The organism is Actinomyces oris, assembly GCF_001937665.1.
GTDB classification, from domain to species: domain Bacteria; phylum Actinomycetota; class Actinomycetes; order Actinomycetales; family Actinomycetaceae; genus Actinomyces; species Actinomyces stomatis.
Map to the genome: position 1 here is coordinate 32,082 of NZ_MSKL01000026.1, position 19,730 is coordinate 51,811.

General features: G+C 66.4%; 16 protein-coding genes and 1 tRNA gene. 8 read left to right on the plus strand and 9 right to left on the minus strand.

Going from position 1 to position 19,730, the window contains the following annotated elements:
* Positions 1-13: 13 nt before the first annotated feature.
* Both BKH28_RS10640 and BKH28_RS10645 read left to right on the plus strand, forming a co-directional pair.
* Positions 14-1,402, plus strand: a complete 1,389-nt coding sequence (locus BKH28_RS10640) for a dipeptidase (RefSeq protein ID WP_075418772.1) — start codon at positions 14-16, stop codon at positions 1,400-1,402.
* Between the two features lie 40 nt (positions 1,403-1,442).
* Positions 1,443-2,693 (plus strand): glycerate kinase, encoded by a 1,251-nt coding sequence (locus BKH28_RS10645; RefSeq protein ID WP_075418773.1) that lies wholly within the window; start codon positions 1,443-1,445, stop codon positions 2,691-2,693.
* Between the two features lie 36 nt (positions 2,694-2,729).
* On the opposite strand, the gene BKH28_RS10650 is transcribed toward BKH28_RS10645, so the two are convergent.
* From BKH28_RS10650 to BKH28_RS10670, 5 genes are all read right to left on the minus strand, one after another.
* On the minus strand, positions 2,730-3,743 hold the full coding sequence (locus BKH28_RS10650; protein WP_075418774.1) for a LacI family DNA-binding transcriptional regulator: 1,014 nt from the start codon (positions 3,741-3,743) through the stop codon (positions 2,730-2,732).
* Between the two features lie 201 nt (positions 3,744-3,944).
* Positions 3,945-4,874 (minus strand): sugar ABC transporter permease, encoded by a 930-nt coding sequence (locus tag BKH28_RS10655; protein WP_075418775.1) that lies wholly within the window; start codon positions 4,872-4,874, stop codon positions 3,945-3,947.
* A 27-nt stretch (positions 4,875-4,901) separates the two neighbouring features.
* Positions 4,902-6,476 (minus strand): ABC transporter permease subunit, encoded by a 1,575-nt coding sequence (locus BKH28_RS10660; RefSeq protein ID WP_075418776.1) that lies wholly within the window; start codon positions 6,474-6,476, stop codon positions 4,902-4,904.
* 90 nt (positions 6,477-6,566) lie between these two features.
* Positions 6,567-7,853 (minus strand): sugar ABC transporter substrate-binding protein, encoded by a 1,287-nt coding sequence (locus BKH28_RS10665; RefSeq protein WP_081380122.1) that lies wholly within the window; start codon positions 7,851-7,853, stop codon positions 6,567-6,569.
* A gap of 112 nt (positions 7,854-7,965) precedes the next feature.
* Entirely contained in the window at positions 7,966-9,192 is a 1,227-nt protein-coding gene (locus BKH28_RS10670) for a glycosidase (protein ID WP_075418777.1), read from the minus strand.
* Between the two features lie 189 nt (positions 9,193-9,381).
* On the opposite strand from BKH28_RS10670, the gene BKH28_RS10675 reads away from it, so the two are divergent.
* The 5 genes from BKH28_RS10675 (at position 9,382) to def (ending at position 14,210) form a co-directional block, all read left to right on the plus strand.
* Complete coding sequence (locus BKH28_RS10675) at positions 9,382-10,701, plus strand: deoxyguanosinetriphosphate triphosphohydrolase (protein ID WP_075418778.1); 1,320 nt, start codon at positions 9,382-9,384, stop codon at positions 10,699-10,701.
* 56 nt (positions 10,702-10,757) lie between these two features.
* Entirely contained in the window at positions 10,758-12,773 is a 2,016-nt protein-coding gene (gene dnaG / locus BKH28_RS10680; RefSeq protein WP_075418779.1) for a DNA primase, read from the plus strand.
* Positions 12,774-12,822: 49 nt separating this feature from the next.
* Complete coding sequence (locus BKH28_RS10685) at positions 12,823-13,389, plus strand: hypothetical protein (RefSeq protein ID WP_075418780.1); 567 nt, start codon at positions 12,823-12,825, stop codon at positions 13,387-13,389.
* 90 nt (positions 13,390-13,479) lie between these two features.
* A tRNA-Asn gene (locus tag BKH28_RS10690) sits at positions 13,480-13,554 on the plus strand.
* 164 nt (positions 13,555-13,718) lie between these two features.
* Positions 13,719-14,210 (plus strand): peptide deformylase, encoded by a 492-nt coding sequence (def, locus tag BKH28_RS10695; RefSeq protein WP_075418781.1) that lies wholly within the window; start codon positions 13,719-13,721, stop codon positions 14,208-14,210.
* Positions 14,211-14,309: 99 nt separating this feature from the next.
* Here the strand turns inward: def and BKH28_RS10700 are convergent, their stop codons facing one another.
* From BKH28_RS10700 to BKH28_RS10715, 4 genes are all read right to left on the minus strand, one after another.
* Positions 14,310-14,810, minus strand: coding sequence for a DUF3145 domain-containing protein (locus tag BKH28_RS10700; protein WP_075418782.1), 501 nt, complete (start codon positions 14,808-14,810; stop codon positions 14,310-14,312).
* Positions 14,811-14,984: 174 nt separating this feature from the next.
* Positions 14,985-16,238 (minus strand): beta-ketoacyl-[acyl-carrier-protein] synthase family protein, encoded by a 1,254-nt coding sequence (locus tag BKH28_RS10705; RefSeq protein WP_075418783.1) that lies wholly within the window; start codon positions 16,236-16,238, stop codon positions 14,985-14,987.
* A 7-nt stretch (positions 16,239-16,245) separates the two neighbouring features.
* Positions 16,246-16,497: an acyl carrier protein gene (locus tag BKH28_RS10710; protein WP_075418784.1), complete on the minus strand. Its 252-nt coding sequence runs from the start codon at positions 16,495-16,497 to the stop codon at positions 16,246-16,248.
* Between the two features lie 261 nt (positions 16,498-16,758).
* Positions 16,759-17,958, minus strand: coding sequence for a PucR family transcriptional regulator (locus tag BKH28_RS10715; protein ID WP_178388869.1), 1,200 nt, complete (start codon positions 17,956-17,958; stop codon positions 16,759-16,761).
* A 264-nt stretch (positions 17,959-18,222) separates the two neighbouring features.
* On the opposite strand from BKH28_RS10715, the gene aspA reads away from it, so the two are divergent.
* Complete coding sequence (gene aspA, locus BKH28_RS10720) at positions 18,223-19,701, plus strand: aspartate ammonia-lyase (RefSeq protein WP_075418786.1); 1,479 nt, start codon at positions 18,223-18,225, stop codon at positions 19,699-19,701.
* The last annotated feature ends 29 nt before the right edge of the window (positions 19,702-19,730 follow it).

A 19,730-nucleotide genomic window follows, 5' to 3' on the forward strand; every position in this document is an offset into this window, starting at 1 on the left:
TACCCTGAAAACCATGATCACCGTTGATGCCGTGCGCACTGCCGTGCACACCTCCATGCCCACCATCGTCTCGGACCTGACGGACCTGGTCGCGATCCCCTCGGTCTCCGCCTCCAGCCATGATCAGTCCCAGGTCCAGCGCTCCGCCGAGGCAGTGGCTGCGCTCCTGCGTGACAGCGGCCTGGACGCCGAGATCCTCTCGGTTCCCGCCCCTGACGGCACCCCCGGCAGGCCCGCTGTCCTGGCCCACAAGGAGGGCCCCCAGGGCAGCCCACACGTCCTGCTCTACTCCCACCACGACGTCCAGCCGGTCGGCGACCCGACCGGCTGGGACCAGGCCGACCCCTTCACCGCCGAGCGGCGCGGTGAGCGGCTGTTCGGACGCGGAACCGCTGACGACAAGGCCGGCGTCATCACTCACGCCCACGCCCTGCGCATCCTGGCGTCCCTGGCCGACGGCGAGCTGCCCTGCTCCGTGACGGTCTTCATCGAGGGGGAGGAGGAGGTCGGCAGCCCCTCCTTCGAGAACTTCCTGACCACTCACCGCGACCGGCTGGCCTCCGACGTCATCGTCGTGGCCGACTCCTCCAACTGGAAGGTCGGCATCCCGTCCCTGACCACCTCGCTGCGCGGCGTCGTCCAGGTCGACGTCCGCCTCGACATGCTCGACCACGCGCTTCACTCCGGTATGTACGGCGGCCCCGTGCTGGACGCCGCCACCGCCATGTGCCGTCTGATCGCCTCCTGCCACGACGACGCCGGTGACGTCGCCGTGGCCGGGCTGGTCAGCCAGTCCCAGGCCGACGCCGACTTCCCCGACTACCCGGAGGCCGACTTCCGTGCCGACGCGGGAGTCCTTGACTGCGTCGAGCTCTCCGGCACCGGCGACCTCACCGCCCGGCTGTGGACCAAGCCCTCGCTGACGCTCATCGGCATGGACGTCACGCCCTTGGACCTGGCCGGCAACGTGCTGACCCCCTCGTGCACGGCCCGTCTCTCGTTGCGCATCGCTCCTGGGCAGGACCCGGCTGCGGCCCAGGAGGCCCTGGTCGCCCACCTGGAGGAGCACGTGCCCTTCGGGGGTCGTCTGACCGTCACCGGTCGTGAAGCCGGGCCCGCCTTCGACGGCTCCGAGGTCACCCCGGCCTCCGAGGCCGCCCACTGGGCCCTGTCCACCGCCTGGGACACCGAGGCCGTCAACATCGGACAGGGCGGCTCCATCCCCTTCATCGCCACCCTCAAGGAGACCTTCCCCGACGCCCAGGTGCTCGTCACCGGGATCGAGGACCCCGACACCCGGGCCCACAGCGAGAACGAGTCCATGCACCTGGGCGAGCTCGAGCGCATCGTGGTCGCAGAGGCTCTCCTCCTGGCCCGTCTCGGTGACGCCATGGGCTCATGACGGCCAGTGCTCACCGAGACCACTACCGGGGAATGAGCCAGTGAAGGTCCTCCTCGCCCCCGGTGGGATGTGGCCCGAGCCTGCTGGAGTGCCTCTGGCGGGCTCGGGACACGGTCTTGCCCCGGGGCTCGTCGCCTCCTGCCTGGCACGCGGCTGGCGGTCGGTGCGTCCCCATGACTCCCTGACCCTGATGCCCATGGCGGACGGAGGAGCGGGCTCGGCCCAGGTGATCGCCCCTGAGCGGGTCGCCTCCCGGGAGGTCATTCAGGGGCAGGGGCCGCTCGGACAGGTCAGGGAGGTCGACCTGGTGCGTCTAATTCCCAGCCCGTCACGATCTGGGAACCGGCACCGCACTGAGGCACGCACCTGGTTCCTGGATGCCGGCCGGCTCCTGGCACTGCCGGCTGATCACGATGAAGCGGCCCAGGAGGCGCTGGAGGGAAGCACCTACGGCCTGGGACGAGTCATCGGCGCGGCCCTGAGCCGTACCGGACCCTCTGACACGCTCCTGGTCGGGATGTCGCGCTCCGCGGTTCACGACGGGGGCCTCGGAGCAATGGATGCGCTCGGCGGCGTCAGCGCGGCCAAGGACCTGTTCTCGCACCGAAGCCTCGGACTCGTTCTGGCCGACGACATCGCCCTGGGAGGCATGAACGGTGCCGGGGCGGCGCTTGCGAGTGTCACCTCCATCAGCCCTGAGCGGGCCCAGGAGCTGGACCGTCGCGCCTGCGCCTGGGCGATGGAAGGCGTTAGCAAGGCCCAGGAGCTCGATCCCGGTGCCTCCGGAGCACGCAGGTCCCTGCCTGTTGTCAGTGCACTCGACGATGTCGGGCTGTCCGCCTCGACGCATGCGGCGGACTCCGCCGGGAGCGCTCGCCTGAGTGTGTCGACCTGGGGAACCGGGGCGGGCGGGGGCAGCGCCCTGGTGCTGCGGGCCCTGGGAGCATGGGCGCGGCCCGGGGCGCGTGTCATGGCGGAGATCATCGGTCTGGGTGATGCCGTCCGCGGTCAGGATCTGGTGGTCGCCGCGTCGGGAGAGCTCTACGATGTCCTGGCTGACGGCGTCGTGGGCGTCGTCGGACAGCAGGCCGCCTCTCAGGCGCTGCCGTGCATCCTGGTGTCCGGGCGCTGCGCCGCGACTCGCGGTGAGCTGGCCGCTGCCGGCGTCACCAACGCCTACGGGCTGCAGAAACCCCACGCCGTCGAGCCCTGGGATGCCGCCGACTCTCAATGGCTGGAGTCACGGCTGGCAGACATGGGCTCCCGGCTGGCCCGGACGTGGTCGCGCTGAACGGAGGGTACGTGCGAGGACACCGCTGCGAGCAGCTCAGTCGATGGGCGCTGCGGCGGTCGAGTCACGCACGATGAGATCGGGGGCGAAGAGCATCTCGGTGTCGGCCGGCCGCTCCCCATTGAGCTGTGCGAGCAGTGTGGAGACGGCCGCCCGGCAGATGGCGTTCACGGGCTGGCGCACCGTGGTCAACGGTGGGTCGGTCATGGGGATGAGTGGCGAGTCGTCGTAGCCGATGACGGAGACGTCGTGAGGCACTGACCTGCCCGTCTGACGTACCCCGTGGACCACTCCCAGGGCCATGACGTCCGAGGAGCAGACGATGCCGGTGCAGCCCTGCTCCAGCAGGTGAAGTGCCGCGCTGACACCGCCCTCGTAGGTGTAGAGCGTCTCCACGATCCGCAACGGCGCCTCGGGCAGGCCCTCGCTCATGGCGTCCTCATAGCCGGAGCGCTTGCGCTGAGCCGGCACCATGCGCATCGGTCCCATGGCCAGGCCGATGCGCTGGTGACCCAAGGCGATGAGGTGATCCACCGCCATCCGGGTCGCCCTGCGGTCATCGGTGGCGAAGCCCGGGGCCTTGATGGTCGGCGCGTTGCCGTTGACCGTCACCAGTGGTACGCCGCGTTCACGCAGACGCTGGTAGCGGGTGACGTCGCCAGTGGTGTCCGCGTGACGCCCGGAGACGAAGATGATGCCGGCGACACCGCGGTCCACGAGCATCTCGATGTACTCGTCCTCGCTGATACCACCGGGGGTCTGTGTGCACAGCAGGGGAGTGTGCCCGGAGGGTGCCAGGAGCTGCTCGATCTGCTGGGCGAACAGAGGAAAGATCGGATTACTCAGCTCGGGCACGATCAGCCCCATGAGACCGCGGGAGGTCTGGTGCACCGACTCGGGCCGCTCATAGCCCAGGATGTCGAGCGCAGCGAGCACCTGCCGACGGGTCGAGTCCGCCACGTTGGACTTTCCATTGAGTACACGCGAGACAGTCGCTGTGGAGACACCTGCCTGGTCGGCGATGTCAGTGAGAGTGAGTCTCTGTGGCATGAGTGAATCCTACGAAAATCGGTCAGGATGGAGGTGCTGATTCGCATGGGCCGACGGTGGATCGTCGCGTCCCTCCGCTGACCATCATCGCAGGTCATGTGTCGTTAGCGGGAATCCGTGACGGTGAGGTGGCACCGCCCGCCCCTGATCCTCGGTCGTCGGAGTGCAGGGGGAGAGATGCGTAGAGCTGCTCAGTCCTGATCAGCCCTTGACCGCACCAGAGATCGATCCGCCGACGATATAGCGCTGCAGGTACTGGAACAGGGCGATCACCGGGGCCATGGTGAGGACCGCTCCGGCGGCGAAGATGCCCAGGTTGTTGGAGCGGTCGCCGACGAGCATGCCGTAGAGCCCCACAGCGAGCGTCTTCTGGGAATTGTCGGTCAGAATGATCGAGCCCAGGAGGAACTCGCTGATGACACCCACGAAGGCCAGCAGGAAGGTGGTGGCGATGATCGGCTTGAGCGTAGGCAGAAGGATGATGCGGAAGACCTGCCAGTGCGTGCAGCCGTCGATGATGGCGGCTTCATCGAGCTCGCGGGGAATCGTGTCGAAGGTTCCCTTGATGAGCCACACCTGCCCCAGTGCTCCGCCCATGAGCGCCAGGCTGTAGCCGGCCAGGGTGTTGAGGCCGAGGAAGGGGACGACCTGGCCGATGTCGGAGATCATCGTGTAGATGGCGATCATGGACAGGATTGCGGGGAACATCATAATCAGGAGTAGGGCGAGCAGGCCGCCGCGGCGTCCGGTGAAGCGGAACCGGGAGAAGGCGTAGGCCCCCAGCAGGGACAGGAAGACCTGAGCGGTGGCCACCACTGTGCAGATGATGATCGTGTTGAGGTACCAGCGCAGGAATGGGCCTCGAGCCCCGGACAGCAGGTTCTGGTAGTTGACCAGACTCACCTTGGTGGGGATCAACCCGGTGGATGCCACCGTGCCCAGGGGGTTGAGAGAGGCGGAGATGACGTAGAGGACGGGGAAGGCGGCGAAGACCAGGGCGATGACGCCGACGACGTGTCTCCAGCCGATCTCCCGGAACCAGCGTGAGAACGGCATGTGATTCTCGACGACGACGCTGTCCTCGGAACTGTTCGATGCGGACCGGGACACGGGCTGCGATGAGGTGCTCATGATGATGTTCTTTCCGAGGTCGGCTGGTCAGTTGACGTCTTCGAGCTTCTTGGTGGCTCGGAACTGCAAAGCGGCCAGGACGCCGGTGACGGCGAACAGGACCACGGAAACGGCCGAGGCGAATCCGAAGTCCGAGCCGGCACGGCCGAAGGCGATGCGGTAGACCATGGAGATGAGGATGTCGGTTCCGCCGCGTGTGTACTCCCCGGCCGGGAAGGGCCCACCCTCGGTCAGCAGCTGGATGGCATTGAAGTTGTTGAAGTTGAAGGCGAAGGTGCTCACCAGCAGAGGGGCGACGGCGACCAGGAGCAGTGGGGTGACGATGCGCCATGTGGCCTGCATACCACTGGCGCCGTCCATCTTGGCCGCCTCCTTGACATCGCCGGAGATGGACTGCAGAGCGCCGGTGCACACGATGAACATGTAGGGGAAGCCCATCCACGTGTTGGTGAGCAGGACGGCGATCTTGGCCATGGTCGGGTCGGACAGCCACGGGATACTGAGGTGCATCATCCGGTTGATGAGGCCGAAGTCCTGGTTGTAGAAGTTCGACCACACGAGCAGCGAGATGAAGCCGGGTACGGCGTAGGGCAGTAGGAGGAAGGAGCGGTAGAGCTTCTTACCCTTGATGCGATCATCATTGAGGGTCAGCGCCAGGAAGAAACCGAGGCCGAAGGTGAGCAGCACCGAGCCCAGGGCGAAGATGATGGTCCATGCGAAGGCCTTGAGGAACTGGGAGGCCAGGTTGCCCTCAGTGAAGAGCCGTGAGTAGTTGGCCAGTCCCACGTTCTGCTTCCAGGACTGGGCCAGGCTCTCTCCCTCGGCGTTGACGAAGTGCTCGGACAGCCCCACCTTCTTGACCGAGTAGACGTCCCCGGTGGTGGTGTTGGTAATGGTGTCGGAGGACTTGTTGTAGACCATCTGCTTGGTTCCCTCGAAAGCAGTCCTGACGCCCTGAACCTTGACCGTGGTCTTGTCCGTGAAGGGAACCGACATGGCGCTGATGTCCTCGTAGGCGGTGTTGATCTGCCTGGGGGACAGGATCGTGTATCCCTCCGCCTTGGTCACCACGCCGTTGTCGACGGTCACGGCGCTGGCGTCGACCTTCTCCAGTTTCTTCCCGTCACTTCCCCGCAGCACCTCCTTGGTCTGCGGATTGACGAGGAACAGCGAGAAGGGGCCCTTGGTGACGTCGCCGTCGGTCGCGACTGACAGGCCATAGGTGGGAGAGTCCTCCGTGCGGACCATGGAGTTGTTGGTGATGGAGGCGATGGCCTCCTCCTTGGTCCCGCGGTACCCGTCCCCGAAGTTGGTGAAGGAGGTTTGAATGGTCAGCACGATGGGGACGATGAGGAAGACGGTGAGGAAGAACGTGCCGGGGAAGAGGTACTTGGCGGGTACGAATCTCTTAGTCGAGTACAGCAGGAACATGGCCCCCGTGGTCAGGACGACGATTCCCAGCCACAACCACATCCGATAGGCGATAAGAAGCGGGACGAGGTAGATCGCTGCGACCAGCGTGAGGGACAGCACCATGATGCGACCGACGAGACCTCTGATGGTCGTGGTCTTCTCCCTCGGGGTGGTGGATGCGGACGTCATTATCTGCGGGTCCTTTCCAGAAGTGGGAAAGCAGTATGAGGAATAACCGGATGCGTGGAGAAGTGTTCCGCTCTTCGGTGTTGAGGCGGTTTACGAGCCCTTGATCGACGCCTTGATGGTCTGGCCGACCCCGGTCATAGTGCTGGCGGGATCGGCGCCCCCGACGATGTTGGCCTGAGCGCGTCCAAGGGGTTCCCACACTGAGGACATGGCGGGGATCGCAGGCATGGGATCGGCCTTGGCGGAGAGCTCCGCGAAGGTGACCATGTCGGGGTGCTCCGCCTTGAGCTTGTCCGCGAGGTCCTTCTGGGCCGGGGGCAGCTCGTTGCTGGGGAACATCGAAGCCGCGAAGGTCATGTCCTTCGCCGCGTCGGCCACGAAGGTCTCGGCGAAGGCCTTGTTCTTCCCGTTGGAGGCGACATAGAAGCAGTTGACCCCGACAAAGGGGCTCGCCTGCCTGTTCTTGATGTCTTTGAATCCCGGAATCCGAGTGAGCTGGTAGTCGATACCGGCCTTCTTGATGTCCGCCAGGGCCCATGGCCCCGAGATGAGGTAGGGAGCCTTGCCATCGGTGAACAAGGAAATGTGGTTGGCGGTTGTGACTGACTTCCTGAGGACTCCCTGCTGGCTGAGCTGGCGGATCTTCTCCGCGGCCTTGATGGATCCCTCTTTGCCGATACCGAGGTCATTGGGATCGTAGGAGCCGTCCGGGTTCTTGCCGAACATGTAGCCGCCGGCGGCGGTGTAGATCGGCTCCATGTTGTAGGCGTCGCCCTTCTCGTCGATGGCCTGCGACAGGACGAGCTCGGTTCCTGCCGCCTTGCCGGCCTCGATCATCTCCTCGATGCTGGCCGGCTGTGTCACTGAGGTCAGTGCCTTGTTGACGAACAGGCCCAGGCACTCGACGGCGTAGGGCGTTGCGTAGATCTGGCCGTCGTAGGTGACGGCCTTGAGTGCGATGTCGGAGTAGTTGGACTCGGCCTCGGGGCTCAGAACGACCGGCCGGATCGCGCTGTTCTGCACCAGGTTGCCGATCCAGTCGTGTGCGCCGAGGACGATGTCAGGGCCGTTGCCGGCCTGGTTGGCGGTGATGAAGTTGGGCTGCAAGTCATTGGCGACGGTCTGGACCGCTACCGAGATGCCCTGCTGCTTGCCCCAGGTCTTGGCGATCTCCTTGAGGGAGTCCGCCTTCTTCTGATCCGCCCAGATGACCAGGTCGGCGTCGGAGTCGCCTGCCGAGGCGTCAGACGCCTGTGAGGCAGCGCCGCCCGAGGCTGCCGTACCCGCAGCGTTGCGCGAGCCGGAGCAGGCTGAAAACGTTGGCACGGTGGAGGCCAGGGCTGCCATCGTCAGGAAGGATCGGCGGGTGGGTGCCACAGGGATTCTCCTTCGAATCAGATCCGGAGCGAGGAGTTCCCCGCTTGGCACCATAATTTAATCGCCCTATGCAATGATTACAAGAGACTAATGAAATTTGCAGTCGTGTGTTCTAGGCAACAGTCGTGGCCTCCAGCCACGTCGTCGTTGTCGGAGGCACGAGTGGGTGCCCCTCCTCCTGACGCAGGGGCTGAGAGGACAGAAGAACCTTGGCCTCAGCCGGCAGAGTGACAGGGGAGTCGGAGGTGTTGACCACGACTAGGACTCCCCGCACCAGGAAGGCGAGGGTCTGGGGCGGGCACCACTCCAGGCCGGTGACGAAGGCCAGGGGCGCGCAGGCCAGGTTGTACTCGAGACGCACATGCGCCGCGTGCCGCACGGTCGCGGCCGGAGAGCCGAACTCGGAGGACTGCACCTGCGTGTGCTCAGCCACCATGTCGGCCAGCTCAAGGGGAGCGGTCGGCTTGTCGGAGTCGGACAGGGCGATCTCGTCGCCCTGACGCAGGTAGAGCGAGCCGGGAAGAGCCAGCATCATGGCCTGCAGCGCCAGCCCCCGACGCAGCCGTTCCTCGTGGTCAACGGAGTACCAGCGCTGTCCGTCACCCGGATCCAGGTGCTCGGAGAGAATGTGGGGAGGCAGGAAGCGCCAGGTGGGGGGAGCGCCGAAGCGGTCGTGCTCATCGAGCGACCGGGTCAGGTGGGACGTGAGCGACTCGGCGTTCCACCGTGTCAGCGTCAGACAGTCGTCGCGCAGGTGGTGCACCCAGTCGTCCTGGAGGTGATGGCGGAGCGACTCCGGGTAGTCGGCGGTCACGTCGGCGCCGATGATGCCCTCATCGACGTACTCGGCCAGCTGGCCGTGCAGCATGGCGCAGTAGGCGCTGAGCCGATCCAGCCGGATCCCGCTGGTGATCTGAGGGGGCACGATGGTGCCCAGGTCGATCCCGGCCGCACCGGCCTGCAGGTAGGCCTCCGAACGGCGTAGCAGGTCGTCGGCGGCTCCTTCGAGGCCGGTGACGAAGCCGGTGGTCTGCTTGGCGTAGGGGCCCGTGATCGGACCGAGCGCGCCGGAGATGCGCACGATGGTGCGCAGCCCCAGCTGACCGGCCTTGTCGATGAACCGGCGGATCGAGTCCATCTCGGTGTCGACGTCGAGCAGGCTCGGACGGATGAGCACCGCATCCATGCCCAGGTAGAGGGCGTGCTCAATGATGGGGGCGGCGCGATCCAGTTCGGGCGCTCCCAGGACCGGCGAGGGGATCTCGTAGACCAGCGCGTGGCGCCACCACTCTTCCGGACCGTCGTAGGGCCGGTGAACGAGGGTCGTGGTGGTGGTCACGGCAAGTGTCTCCCTTCCGCCGGGCGCGTGCCCAGGGGCTTGACGCCCAAGAGGTGATTCATCGATATGAGGAGGGTGCGTGGTGACCACATGTTGGAGGGATCGGGTACCGGCGCTCCCCAGTGACGGTGTTGGAGGTGTCGGAATGGTGACGACCATGGTAACCCGCTTCTGCGCTACCTTGTGACTATGTCAGCGCAGAAATCTGGATCCGAACCTGTGCGTATCGACGGGCACGACGCTCTTGGCCTGTCCGGGTACCAGGTGCAGGACGTGGAGCGCTTTGTTCACGAGCAGGCGAAGAATCCCCAACGTACCCCTTTTGAACGCGACCGGGCCCGAGTCCTGCACTCCTCGGCGTTGCGGCGCCTGGGGGCCAAGACCCAGGTTCTGGGGCCCGCGGCCGACGACTTCGTGCGTACTCGGCTCACCCACTCCCTGGAAGTGGCCCAGGTGGGGCGCGCCCTGGGGCAGGCGCTGGGATGCGACCCCGATGTCGTCGATACCGCCTGTCTGTCCCACGACCTGGGCCATCCTCCGTACGGGCATAACGGCGAGAAGGCACTCGACGTCGTGGCCCGCCAGATCGGAGGCTTCGAGGGCAATGCCCAGACCTTCCGGATCCTCACCAGGCTGGAGCCCAAGACCCTTGATGAGACCGGGCGACCGGTCGGCGTTAATCTCACGCGGGCCAGCCTCGACGCCGTCGCGAAGTACCCCTGGCTCAAGGGGAGGGGACCGGGTGGCCCGAGCGGACGCAGTCTGCGCAAGTACTCCGCCTATGACGACGACGCTGAGATCTTCACCTGGATGCGTCAGGGAGCTCCGGAGGGCCGGCGCTGCATCGAGGCGCAGATCATGGACCTATCCGACGACGTCGGCTACTCCGTCCATGATGTCGAGGACGCCATCGCCCTGGGACGCATGGACCCGGCCTGCCTGACCGACCCGCATGAGGTCGATGAGCTGCTCGAGGCCACGAGGGCCTGGTACGGAACCGACCTGAGTGCCGACGCTCTCGGGGCGGCTTTCGAGAGACTGTCTGGCCAGCCGTACTGGATCCGCTCCTACAACGGCTCAGTGGCCGACGCAGCACACCTGAAGAACCTCACCAGTGAGATCATCGGGCGCTTCGTCTCAGTGGTCGCCACCGCCACACGTCAGACCTACGGCAACGGGCCCCTGACCCGCTACGAGGCCGAGCTCGTCATCCCCGAGGAGACGACTGCGGAGATCCTCCTCCTCAAGGGCATCGCGGTGCGCTACGTCATGGAGCCCCGGGAGCATGAACCGGTCTACCTGCGTCAGCGCACCCTCATCTTCGACCTCGCCGATGCCCTCATGACCGGCGGCGGGAAGGGCATCGACCCGATTTTGTTCGACGTCTGGAACCGGGCCGAGAACGATAATGAGCGCCTGCGGGTGGTCGTCGACCAGATCGCCTCCCTGACGGATACCTCCGCGCGGGCCTGGCACGCCCGGCTGTGCGGCATGTTCTCCGAGGTCTAGCCGGCGCTCAGCAAACCCTGGCGCAGGATGTCGGAGCCCTCGCCTACGATGGTCCTGTGGCGGGACTGATCAGGCGTGAGGACATCGAGGCGGTGCGTGAGCGCGCCAGGCTTGAGGACGTCGTCGGTGAGCACGTGACCCTCAAGAGCGCCGGAGTCGGCTCGCTCAAGGGGCTGTGCCCCTTCCACGACGAACGCACCCCCTCCTTCCACGTGCGCCCCCAGCTCGGCTACTGGCACTGCTTCGGCTGCGGCGAGGGCGGTGATGTCATCACCTTCATCGAGAAGATCAACCACCTCGGTTTCGCCGAGGCGGTCGAGTACCTCGCCGACCGCACCGGGGTCCAGCTGCGCTACGAGGAGGGCGGCGCGGTGCGGCGCGGGGTGGAGCCGGGTACTCGTCAGCGCCTCATGGACGCCAACCGTCTGGCCGAGGCCTGGTTCCGCGAGCAGCTCGCCACCCCGGAGGCCCAACCGGGGCGGGACTTCCTCACGTCCCGGGGCTTCGACCGCCATGCCGCCGCGCACTTCGGCGTCGGCTACGCGCCGGCAGGATGGGACAACCTCGCCCGATACCTGCGCAGCGCCGGCTACACCGAGGCCGAGCTGGTCGACTCCGGCCTGTGCAGCCGAGGCGGGCAGGACGGGCGCCGCGTCTACGACCGGTTCCGAGGCCGCCTCATCTGGCCCATCCGGGACGTCACCGGAGCCACCGTCGGCTTCGGGGCGCGCAAGCTCTCCGAGGAGGACCAGGGCCCCAAGTACCTCAACACCCCGGAGACCCCCGTCTTCCACAAGAGCCAGGTCCTCTACGGGCTGGACCTGGCCAAGCGGGAGGTCGCCCGCTCCCACCGGATCGTCGTCGTCGAGGGCTACACCGACGTCATGGCCGCCCACCTGTCCGGGGTGACGACGGCCGTGGCCACGTGCGGGACCGCCTTCGGTGCGGACCACGTGCGGGTGGTGCGCCGTCTCCTGGGGGATGTCGACGATCCCGCCGCGGGCGTCGTCACCGGTCAGGGGCGTGAGGCCCGAGGCGGTGAGGTCATCTTCACCTTTGACGGAGACGCAGCCGGACAGAAGGCCGCGCTGCGCGCCTACGCCGAGGACCAGCGCTTCGCCACCCAGACCTTCGTGGCCGTTGACCCCGGAGGCCTGGACCCCTGCGACCTGCGCATGAAGGAAGGAGATTCGGGCATCCCGCGCCTGCTGTCCCGGCGGGTGCCGCTGTTCGAGTTCGTCATCCGCACCTCCCTGTCCCACCTGGACCTGGACACCTCCGAAGGGCGGGTCCGGGGGCTGCGCTCGGCGGCACCGGTGGTGGCCGGAATCCGGGACCGGGCACTCAAGCGCGAGTACACCCGACGGCTCGCCGGATGGCTGGGCCTGCCCGATGCCGAGGTCCATGCTGCGGTGCAGGCCGCCGGGAGACGAGGGGTGCAGCCCACCGCGGCACGGGGCGGCCAGTGGCCCGCCGATGAGACCGCCGGCCCCGATGCCGCCGTCCCCGTGCGGGGGCTGCCGCCGGTGACCGATCCCGTCGAGCAGCTCGAGCGCGAGGCCCTGGCGGTCATCATCCAGTTCCCGGTGGCGGCCCACCAAGCCGGTGCTGACGACCTGGGGGCCGACTCCTTCGGCCAACTCACCCACCGGGCCGTTTACGAGGCCGTCGCCGCCGCCGGAGGCACTGCGGAGGTTCCGGGGTTGGTCCAGCAGGCGGTGGCCGCAGGCATGGGGGAGCAGGAGGCGCAGCGCCGCGCCACGCTGCGTTGGCTCCAGCAGGTCCGTGACGGCGCCATCGGATTGGTCGAGGCCGCCATCACCGAGCTCGCCGTGGCACCCCTGCCACTTCCCACGATCCGGGGGCGCGGCACCGAGGTGGACACCTCCGGACTGGAGCGTTACGCCAAAGGTGTGCTCGGTTCCCTCGCCGTCATGGGCATCAACCGCCGGCTTGTCGAGATGCGCTCACGCCACCGGCGGATGTCGCCGCAGGAGGAGGGCTACCGCGAGCTGTTCTCCCAGATCGCCGCCCTCGAGCAGCGCCGCATGCAGATCAGGCAGGGAAGCTGAGGCCGGCCGGTGGCCCAGCAGGTGAGTAGGTGCGGGTAGCCTGACGCTTATGCCGATCCTGCGACGTCGTCAAGGCTCATCCACCCGCTCTACCGCCGCACTTCCGCTGGAGATGCGCGAGCAGCTGCGCGAGCCCGCCCTGGGAGCCGTTCCTCTGGAGGCGGATGGCTCAGCGTGGGCGGTGGCCACTACGGGCTCCCTCGTGGTCTTCAACGGGCGCAGCAGGCCCACGATCCACGCCTGGGACGAGGTGGAGCAGGGGAGCTGGGACGGGCAGGAGCGTGTCTTCACCCTGAGGTGGTTGCAGCAGGATCGCAAGGACCTCGTTCTGAAGGTTCCGGCAGGAGTCCGGAACGGCGATGCCTACGCCTCCGCAGACGTGGCCCCCTTCGCCAAGGCCCTGCGCCAGCGGGTGGAGGCCGCCATCGTCCACAGCGCAGTGACAACGCTTCCCGGCGGCGCCACTGCCACGGCAAGTGTGCGCCGCGGTGGGGACGGTGAGCTGTACTCCGTCACCCGGCCGCTGATCTCACAGATCGTCGAGGTGGAGGATCGCCAGGCGCTTCAGGAGCTGGAAAACCGAGTCCGAGAGGGTGTGGGCCTGCCCACACGGTAGGATGTCCTTGGAATGGCGGCGTTTTCTGTGATTCGCCGGATTCGACGTCGCCGCGGGATGTTGCTAAAGTTCACTGCGCATCACACGCATTCCTGCGTAGCTCAATGGCAGAGCATCCGACTGTTAATCGGACGGTTGCTGGTTCGAGTCCAGCCGCAGGAGCCACCAGGGGAGTCCTCAGCCGATAAGGCCGGGGACTCTTCCTTTCTCATACGTGAACACTCGGAATCCATCCGGCCTGCGGCGAATGACGTCGGAGGCGGGCGAACACCTGATCACGAGACGGGCCGGACATGACCTCGTCGCTTCGGTCATGGGAGGATGCCGCCATGGCATACCGCGACATCCGCATCATTGGCGACCCGGTCCTGCGCACCGAGTGCGACTGGATCACTGACATCGACGACTCCGTCAAGGCCCTGGTTGAGGACCTGCTCGAGACGGTCGACGAGGACGGCCGGGCCGGATTGGCCGCCAATCAGATCGGGATCAGTCTGCGTGCCTTCTCCTGGAACATCGACGGCGAGATCGGCTACATCCTCAACCCCAAGATCGTCGAGGTCTCCAAGGACGAGTATCAGGACGGTGATGAGGGCTGTCTGTCAGTACCGGGCCTGTGGTTCCCCACGGAGCGGGCCTGGTACGCCCGCGCCGAGGGCGTGGACCTGGACGGTAAGGAGGTCGTCGTCGAGGGGGAGGAGCTCATGTCCCGCTGCATCCAGCACGAGTGCGACCACCTGGAGGGCCATCTCTACCTCGATCGCCTCGACCGGAAGAACCGGGCCAAGGCGATGAAGGAGCTGCGAGCGCAGGGACTGTGATGCCCCCAGGATGTAGACCGGGTGGGGCAACAGGTCGCAAAACCTGTTGCCCCACCCGGTTTTCAGGAGGCGATTCGGTGAGCTCTGCTCGGCGTCCTCCTAGCCGACGCGGTGCAGCCAACGTACGGGCGCGCCGGCTCCGGCGTAGCGGAAGGGCTCGAGCTCATCGTCCCAGGCCTGCCCCAGAGCCAGGTCGAGCTCGCGGCGCATCCTTTCGGGATCAGCTGCGTAGACGAGCGCGGCACGGATCCGGTCCTCGGGAACGACGACGTTGCCGTGGACATCCGTCTGGGCGTGGAAGATGCCCAGATCAGGGGTATGGGACCAGCGGCCGCCGTCGGTGCCGGCGCTTGCCTCCTCAGTCACCTCGTAGCGCAGGTTCGCCCAGCCGCGCAGGGCTGACGCAAGACTGGCGCCTGTCCCAGCCGGCCCCACCCAGCTGGTCTCGGCCCGCATCATGCCCCTGGCCGCAGGCTGCTCGGTCCAGTCCAGGTGGACACGCGAACCGAGCACCTCGGCCGCGGCCCACTCGATGTGGGGGCAGAGCGCCCGAGGTGCTGAATGCACGAAAAGTACACCGCGGGTGTAGGCACCGATCATGAGTATCGCCTCCTGGTTGGTTTCGAGATTCGCCTTCCCCAACGGTCTCGACCCGCAACCGGGCTCATGTCATGACGTACGCGGCATGCACGGCTATTGTGCCTGACCAGATCGACCGGGTCCAGCGTGGTGGGTCACAGGCGATGCCTCGAGGCGCCATTCACCCGAGGACGACTACTGGCGGGTGAAGACCAGCGCGACGTTGTGCCCCCCGAAGCCGAAGGAGGTACTGGCCGCCGCCGTCATCCGGGGCACGTCCCGGCCCTGCGGCCCAACGACGTCCAGCCCGAGTCGGACCACCTCCGGGTCCACTCCGGCGGGAAGCAGCGTGGGCGGGGCCCAACGCTCCTGCAGCGCCATCACGGTCAGGACCGCCTCCAGCCCCCCGGCCCCACCCAGGAGGTGACCGGTGGCGGACTTCGTGGCACTGACGGCCGCACCCGGCACCGTCCTGGCCAGGACACCGGCCTCGACGACGTCGCCGGCAGGTGTCGAGGTGGCGTGGGCGTTGATGTGCCCGACGGCGCTGGGGGCAAGACTCGCACGGCCCAGAGCCAGTCGCAGGGCTCGTTCCTGCTCCGCCCCCGATGGCTCGGGGCGTGCGACGTCGTAGGCGTCGGCAGTGACCCCGGAACCCGCCAGCACGGCCAGGACTCGCGCTCCACGGGCCATGGCGTGCGCGGCGCGCTCCAGGACGAGGATTCCGGCACCCTCACCCAGGACGAAGCCGTCACGGTCCGGGGCGAAGGGGCGTGAGGCGGTCTGCGGGTCGGCGTTGCGCGTCGACAGGGCCCTCATGGCGCCGAAGGCGGCTACGGTCATCGGATGGAGAGCTGCATCCGTGCCCCCGGCCACGACGACGTCGGCCCGCCCCAGAGCGATGAGGTCCGCACCGTAGGCGATGGCCTCAGCCCCCGAGGCGCAGGCTGAGACCGGAGCGTGGATACCGCCGTGCGCCCCCAGCTCGATCCCGACGGCAGCCGCCGGCGCATTGGGCATGAGCGCGGGGACCGCCGTTGGCAGAACACGCCGGGGCCCCTTGTCCCTCAGGGTGTCCCACGCCTCCATGACCGACAGGACCGGCCCCATTCCCGGGGACACGGACACCGCCAGACGCTGTGAGGTGATCTGTGGGGCTCCCGCCTGCTCCCAGGCCTGGCGGGCGGCCAGCAGCGCGCACTGGCTGGCGCGGTCAAGACGGCGCATCTGGCGGGGCGGGAGCACTTCGGCGGGATCGACCGCCAGGGGAGCGCCGATCCGCACAGGCAGATCATGGCGCTCAACCCACTCATGCTCCAGGGTACGAACCGCGCAGGTGCCCCCGTGCAGGGCGCTCCAGGTGGACTCAATGTCAGCGCCCAGAGGGTTGACGGTCCCCAGGCCGGTGACGACGACGTCGTCAGGGCGGCAGTCGGCTTCCGGGCTCATGAGGTCGTCAGGCCTTCTTGGACGTTACCAGGTCAACCAGCGCTCCGACGGTGGGCAGAGTCGGGATGAGGGAGTCGTCAAGAGCCACACCGAAGCGCTCCTCGACCTGGGTGGCGATGGTCAGCAGCCCCAGGGAGTCGACGTCGAGGTCCTGGGCGAAGGTGGTGTCCCGGGTGATGTCCTTGGCGGCGACGCCGGACTCCTCGCTGACGATCTCGGTGATGACGGACAGGACGTCGTCGTTGCTCTGCTCAGCCATGGTGGCTCCTTCTGACGCCGCGACGGAGCATCCGGATCCGTGCGGCGCTGTGGCTCGATGATGGTTGTGGTTCTCCGGCGGTGGCGCCGCAGGTTGGACCATTGTCCCAGATGAGAAGGGGTGCTCCGGCATCGGAGCGCTACTGGGGATCGGGTCGTGACCGACGTGTGGTCATAGCGCCACGACCGGACCAGTCCGAAGGGGACGGACGGTCCGGTCGTCTAGGAGGGGTACGTGGATGCTCACCACGTCGGTGGTGCGTCAGGCCTCTCGGCTGACAGCCAGTCGGCCCACGATGATCGCCATGTGCAGCATGAGGCCGTCACGGGCGTTCGTAGCGTCCCAGCCGACCTGTTCACTGACCCGGCCCAGGCGGTAGCGCACTGTGTTGGCGTGCACGAACAGGTTCCGCGCGGTGGCTTCCAGGCTCCCGCCCAGGGCCAGGTAGGTGGCCACAGTGCTCTCGAAGGGGTCGCCCATCTCGTGGAGGGGCGCGTGTACCAGATTGAGGATCTGTTCGCCGGCGAGCTCATCTCCGGCCAGGAGCCGCTCGGGGAGGAGGTCATCGGCATGAACCGGGTTGGGGGCCTCGGCCCACCCGGGCAGGGCTCGCAGCCCCGCCAGGGCTGAGCGCAGTGAGCGGCCCGCGTGCGAGATTCCCGAGACCACGGGGCCGACGACGGCCGACCCTCCCAGGCCACCGGCCACCTGCATGGCCGCCTGGTCCACCAGCTGCTCAGCAGTGGCGTCCCGGGAGGCGCGCTTGGACGTCGGACTGTGAGCGGCCGGGCTGTCGCCCAGGACGATGAGGACGGAGTCTCCTCGAACTGATACCAGGCAGTCACTGGCCAGGTTGCGGCACTCGTGGCGCAACCTGGAGACGCCGAGCGCATCCAGCGTGGTCTTGGCGGCGATGGCCACGACCGGTCCGGTTCCGTTCCAGCCGGCAGTCCCGGCTCGGGTCGCGGCGTCCTCAGGGGCGTCGTGGAGCATCGCGTCGACCGCTACGGACTCCAACCGGGCGTCCCAGGCGCCTCGGGCCTCAGCTGCTCGGGCGTACACCTCAGCCGCGGCGAAGCCAACGTCGCGCCCGAAGGTCAGGACGAGGATGCGGACGGTGTCATGGTCCTCCTCCGGCACGGCGCGAGGAGCCTCGTCAACAACCACGTCAAGGACCGTGCGCACCAGAGCCAGGGTCTGCTCCAGCGTGATAACGCCGGTCAGGGCGGCAGGGGCCACGGAGAAGATCTGGGAGGGGGCCAATGGGGTCGAAGGGTTCTCCGCCGAGTCGACGAACATGGTGACACCCAGGCGGGCCACCGCTGCGATCTGGTCGCGCGATCCTTCCGGCAGGGTTCGGTAGAAATCATGGGCCGAACTGATGCGGTCCAGTGAGTGTTCAATAATTGTGTCCTGCGCCTGTCGCAGTGCAGACACTCCCGGAGCGCTCAACTCATCCATGCTGTGGATGCTACCGACTGGAATATCGTGAGAACAGTAGGTTCGCGATTGGCGCGGCGTGTGATCCGACACGAGTTTGTGTTGAAAATACGGGGATAACTGATGATGGTGTGTCGCACGGACGGAGTGGATTGCACAGGTTACAATAGCGTAACCATTGTGGAAGCCATAGTATGTGAATCTGCAATGACCTGAGCGTGTGCGCCGTATGTCAGCATAGATGTGCACGAGCAGGCACCTAGCTAGACAACTCGGAGGCTCAAGATGACGAAGGCAACCCGCACAGAGGAGGATCTTCTTGGCGCACGGGAGGTTCCATTGGAAGCCTATTGGGGAATCCATACGCTCCGTGCGATGGAGAACTTCCAGATCTCTGGATCGGTGGTCGGTGATGAAGAGGCCTTTGTTCGTGGCATGGTGCAGGTGAAGAAGGCCTCGGCGTTAGCGAATAGTGATCTGGGAGCTCTTGACCCGGAGGTTGCTGGTGCGATTGTGTGGGCATGCGACCAGGTGCTGGTTGCTGAACGCTGCCTTGATCAGTTCCCGGTCGACCAGTTCCAGGGAGGCGCCGGGACCAGTGTCAATATGAACACCAATGAGGTGATCGCCAACCTCGCGCTGGAGTTCATGGGATATGCCAAGGGGCGTTATGACATCGTCAACCCCAACGATCATGTCAACAAGTCCCAGTCGACGAACGATGCCTACCCGACTGGATTTCGTTTGGGGCTGTTCACTCTTGTCGGCTCGCTTATCGAGGAGCTCGAGCGACTCATCGCGTCCATGCGCGCCAAAGGAGTGGAGTTCGTCAATGTTCTGAAGATGGGGCGTACTCAGCTTCAGGACGCTGTTCCTATGAGCCTGGGACAGGAGTTCGAGGCCTTCGCCGTCCTGCTGGAGGAAGAGGTCAGCCGGCTTCACAACAACGCCTCTCTGCTTCTGGAGGTGAACCTCGGTGCCACGGCGATCGGCACGGGCCTCAACACCCCGCCGGACTATCAGAGCACTGTCGTCAGGCATCTGCGGGAGATCACCGGTCTGGATGTTCGAGGAGCGCATGACCTGCTGGAGGCCACGAGTGACACAGGTGCCTACGTCTCGATGCACGCGGCGATCAAGCGCCTGGCGGTGAAGCTGTCCAAGATCTGCAACGACCTGCGACTGCTGTCCTCCGGGCCCCGTGCGGGGCTGGGGGAGATCAGGCTGCCTGAGCGTCAGGCCGGTTCCTCCATCATGCCGGCCAAGGTCAATCCGGTGATCCCGGAGGTGGTGAACCAGGTCTGCTTCAAGGTTATTGGAAATGACGTCGCGCTGACCTTCGCCGCTGAGGCCGGACAGCTCCAGCTCAACGTCATGGAACCCGTGATCGCCCAGGCCATCTTTGAGTCCATCAATCTTCTCACCCGCGGGATGTCGACCCTGCGGGAGCTGTGCATCGTGGGGATCGAGGCCAATGAGGAGGTGTGCCGTCGCAATGTGCTGGACTCGATCGGAATCGTTACCTACCTCAACCCGGTAATCGGCCATCACAATGGCGACATGGTGGGGCGAGAGTGTGCCCGTTCAGGACGCAGCGTACGAGAGGTGGTTCTGGAGATGGGGCTGCTCGAAGAATCTGTTCTTGATGAGATTCTCAGTCCGGAGAACCTTCTGCGTCCCCATTTCCGTGACTTGAACGTCTACTCGGGATCCGATCCCTCAACTCCGCCAGTTGTGACGACAGTGCCTGACTCGGAGGAATAATGCGATGGGGCCTTCCGGGTGTCGGCGGG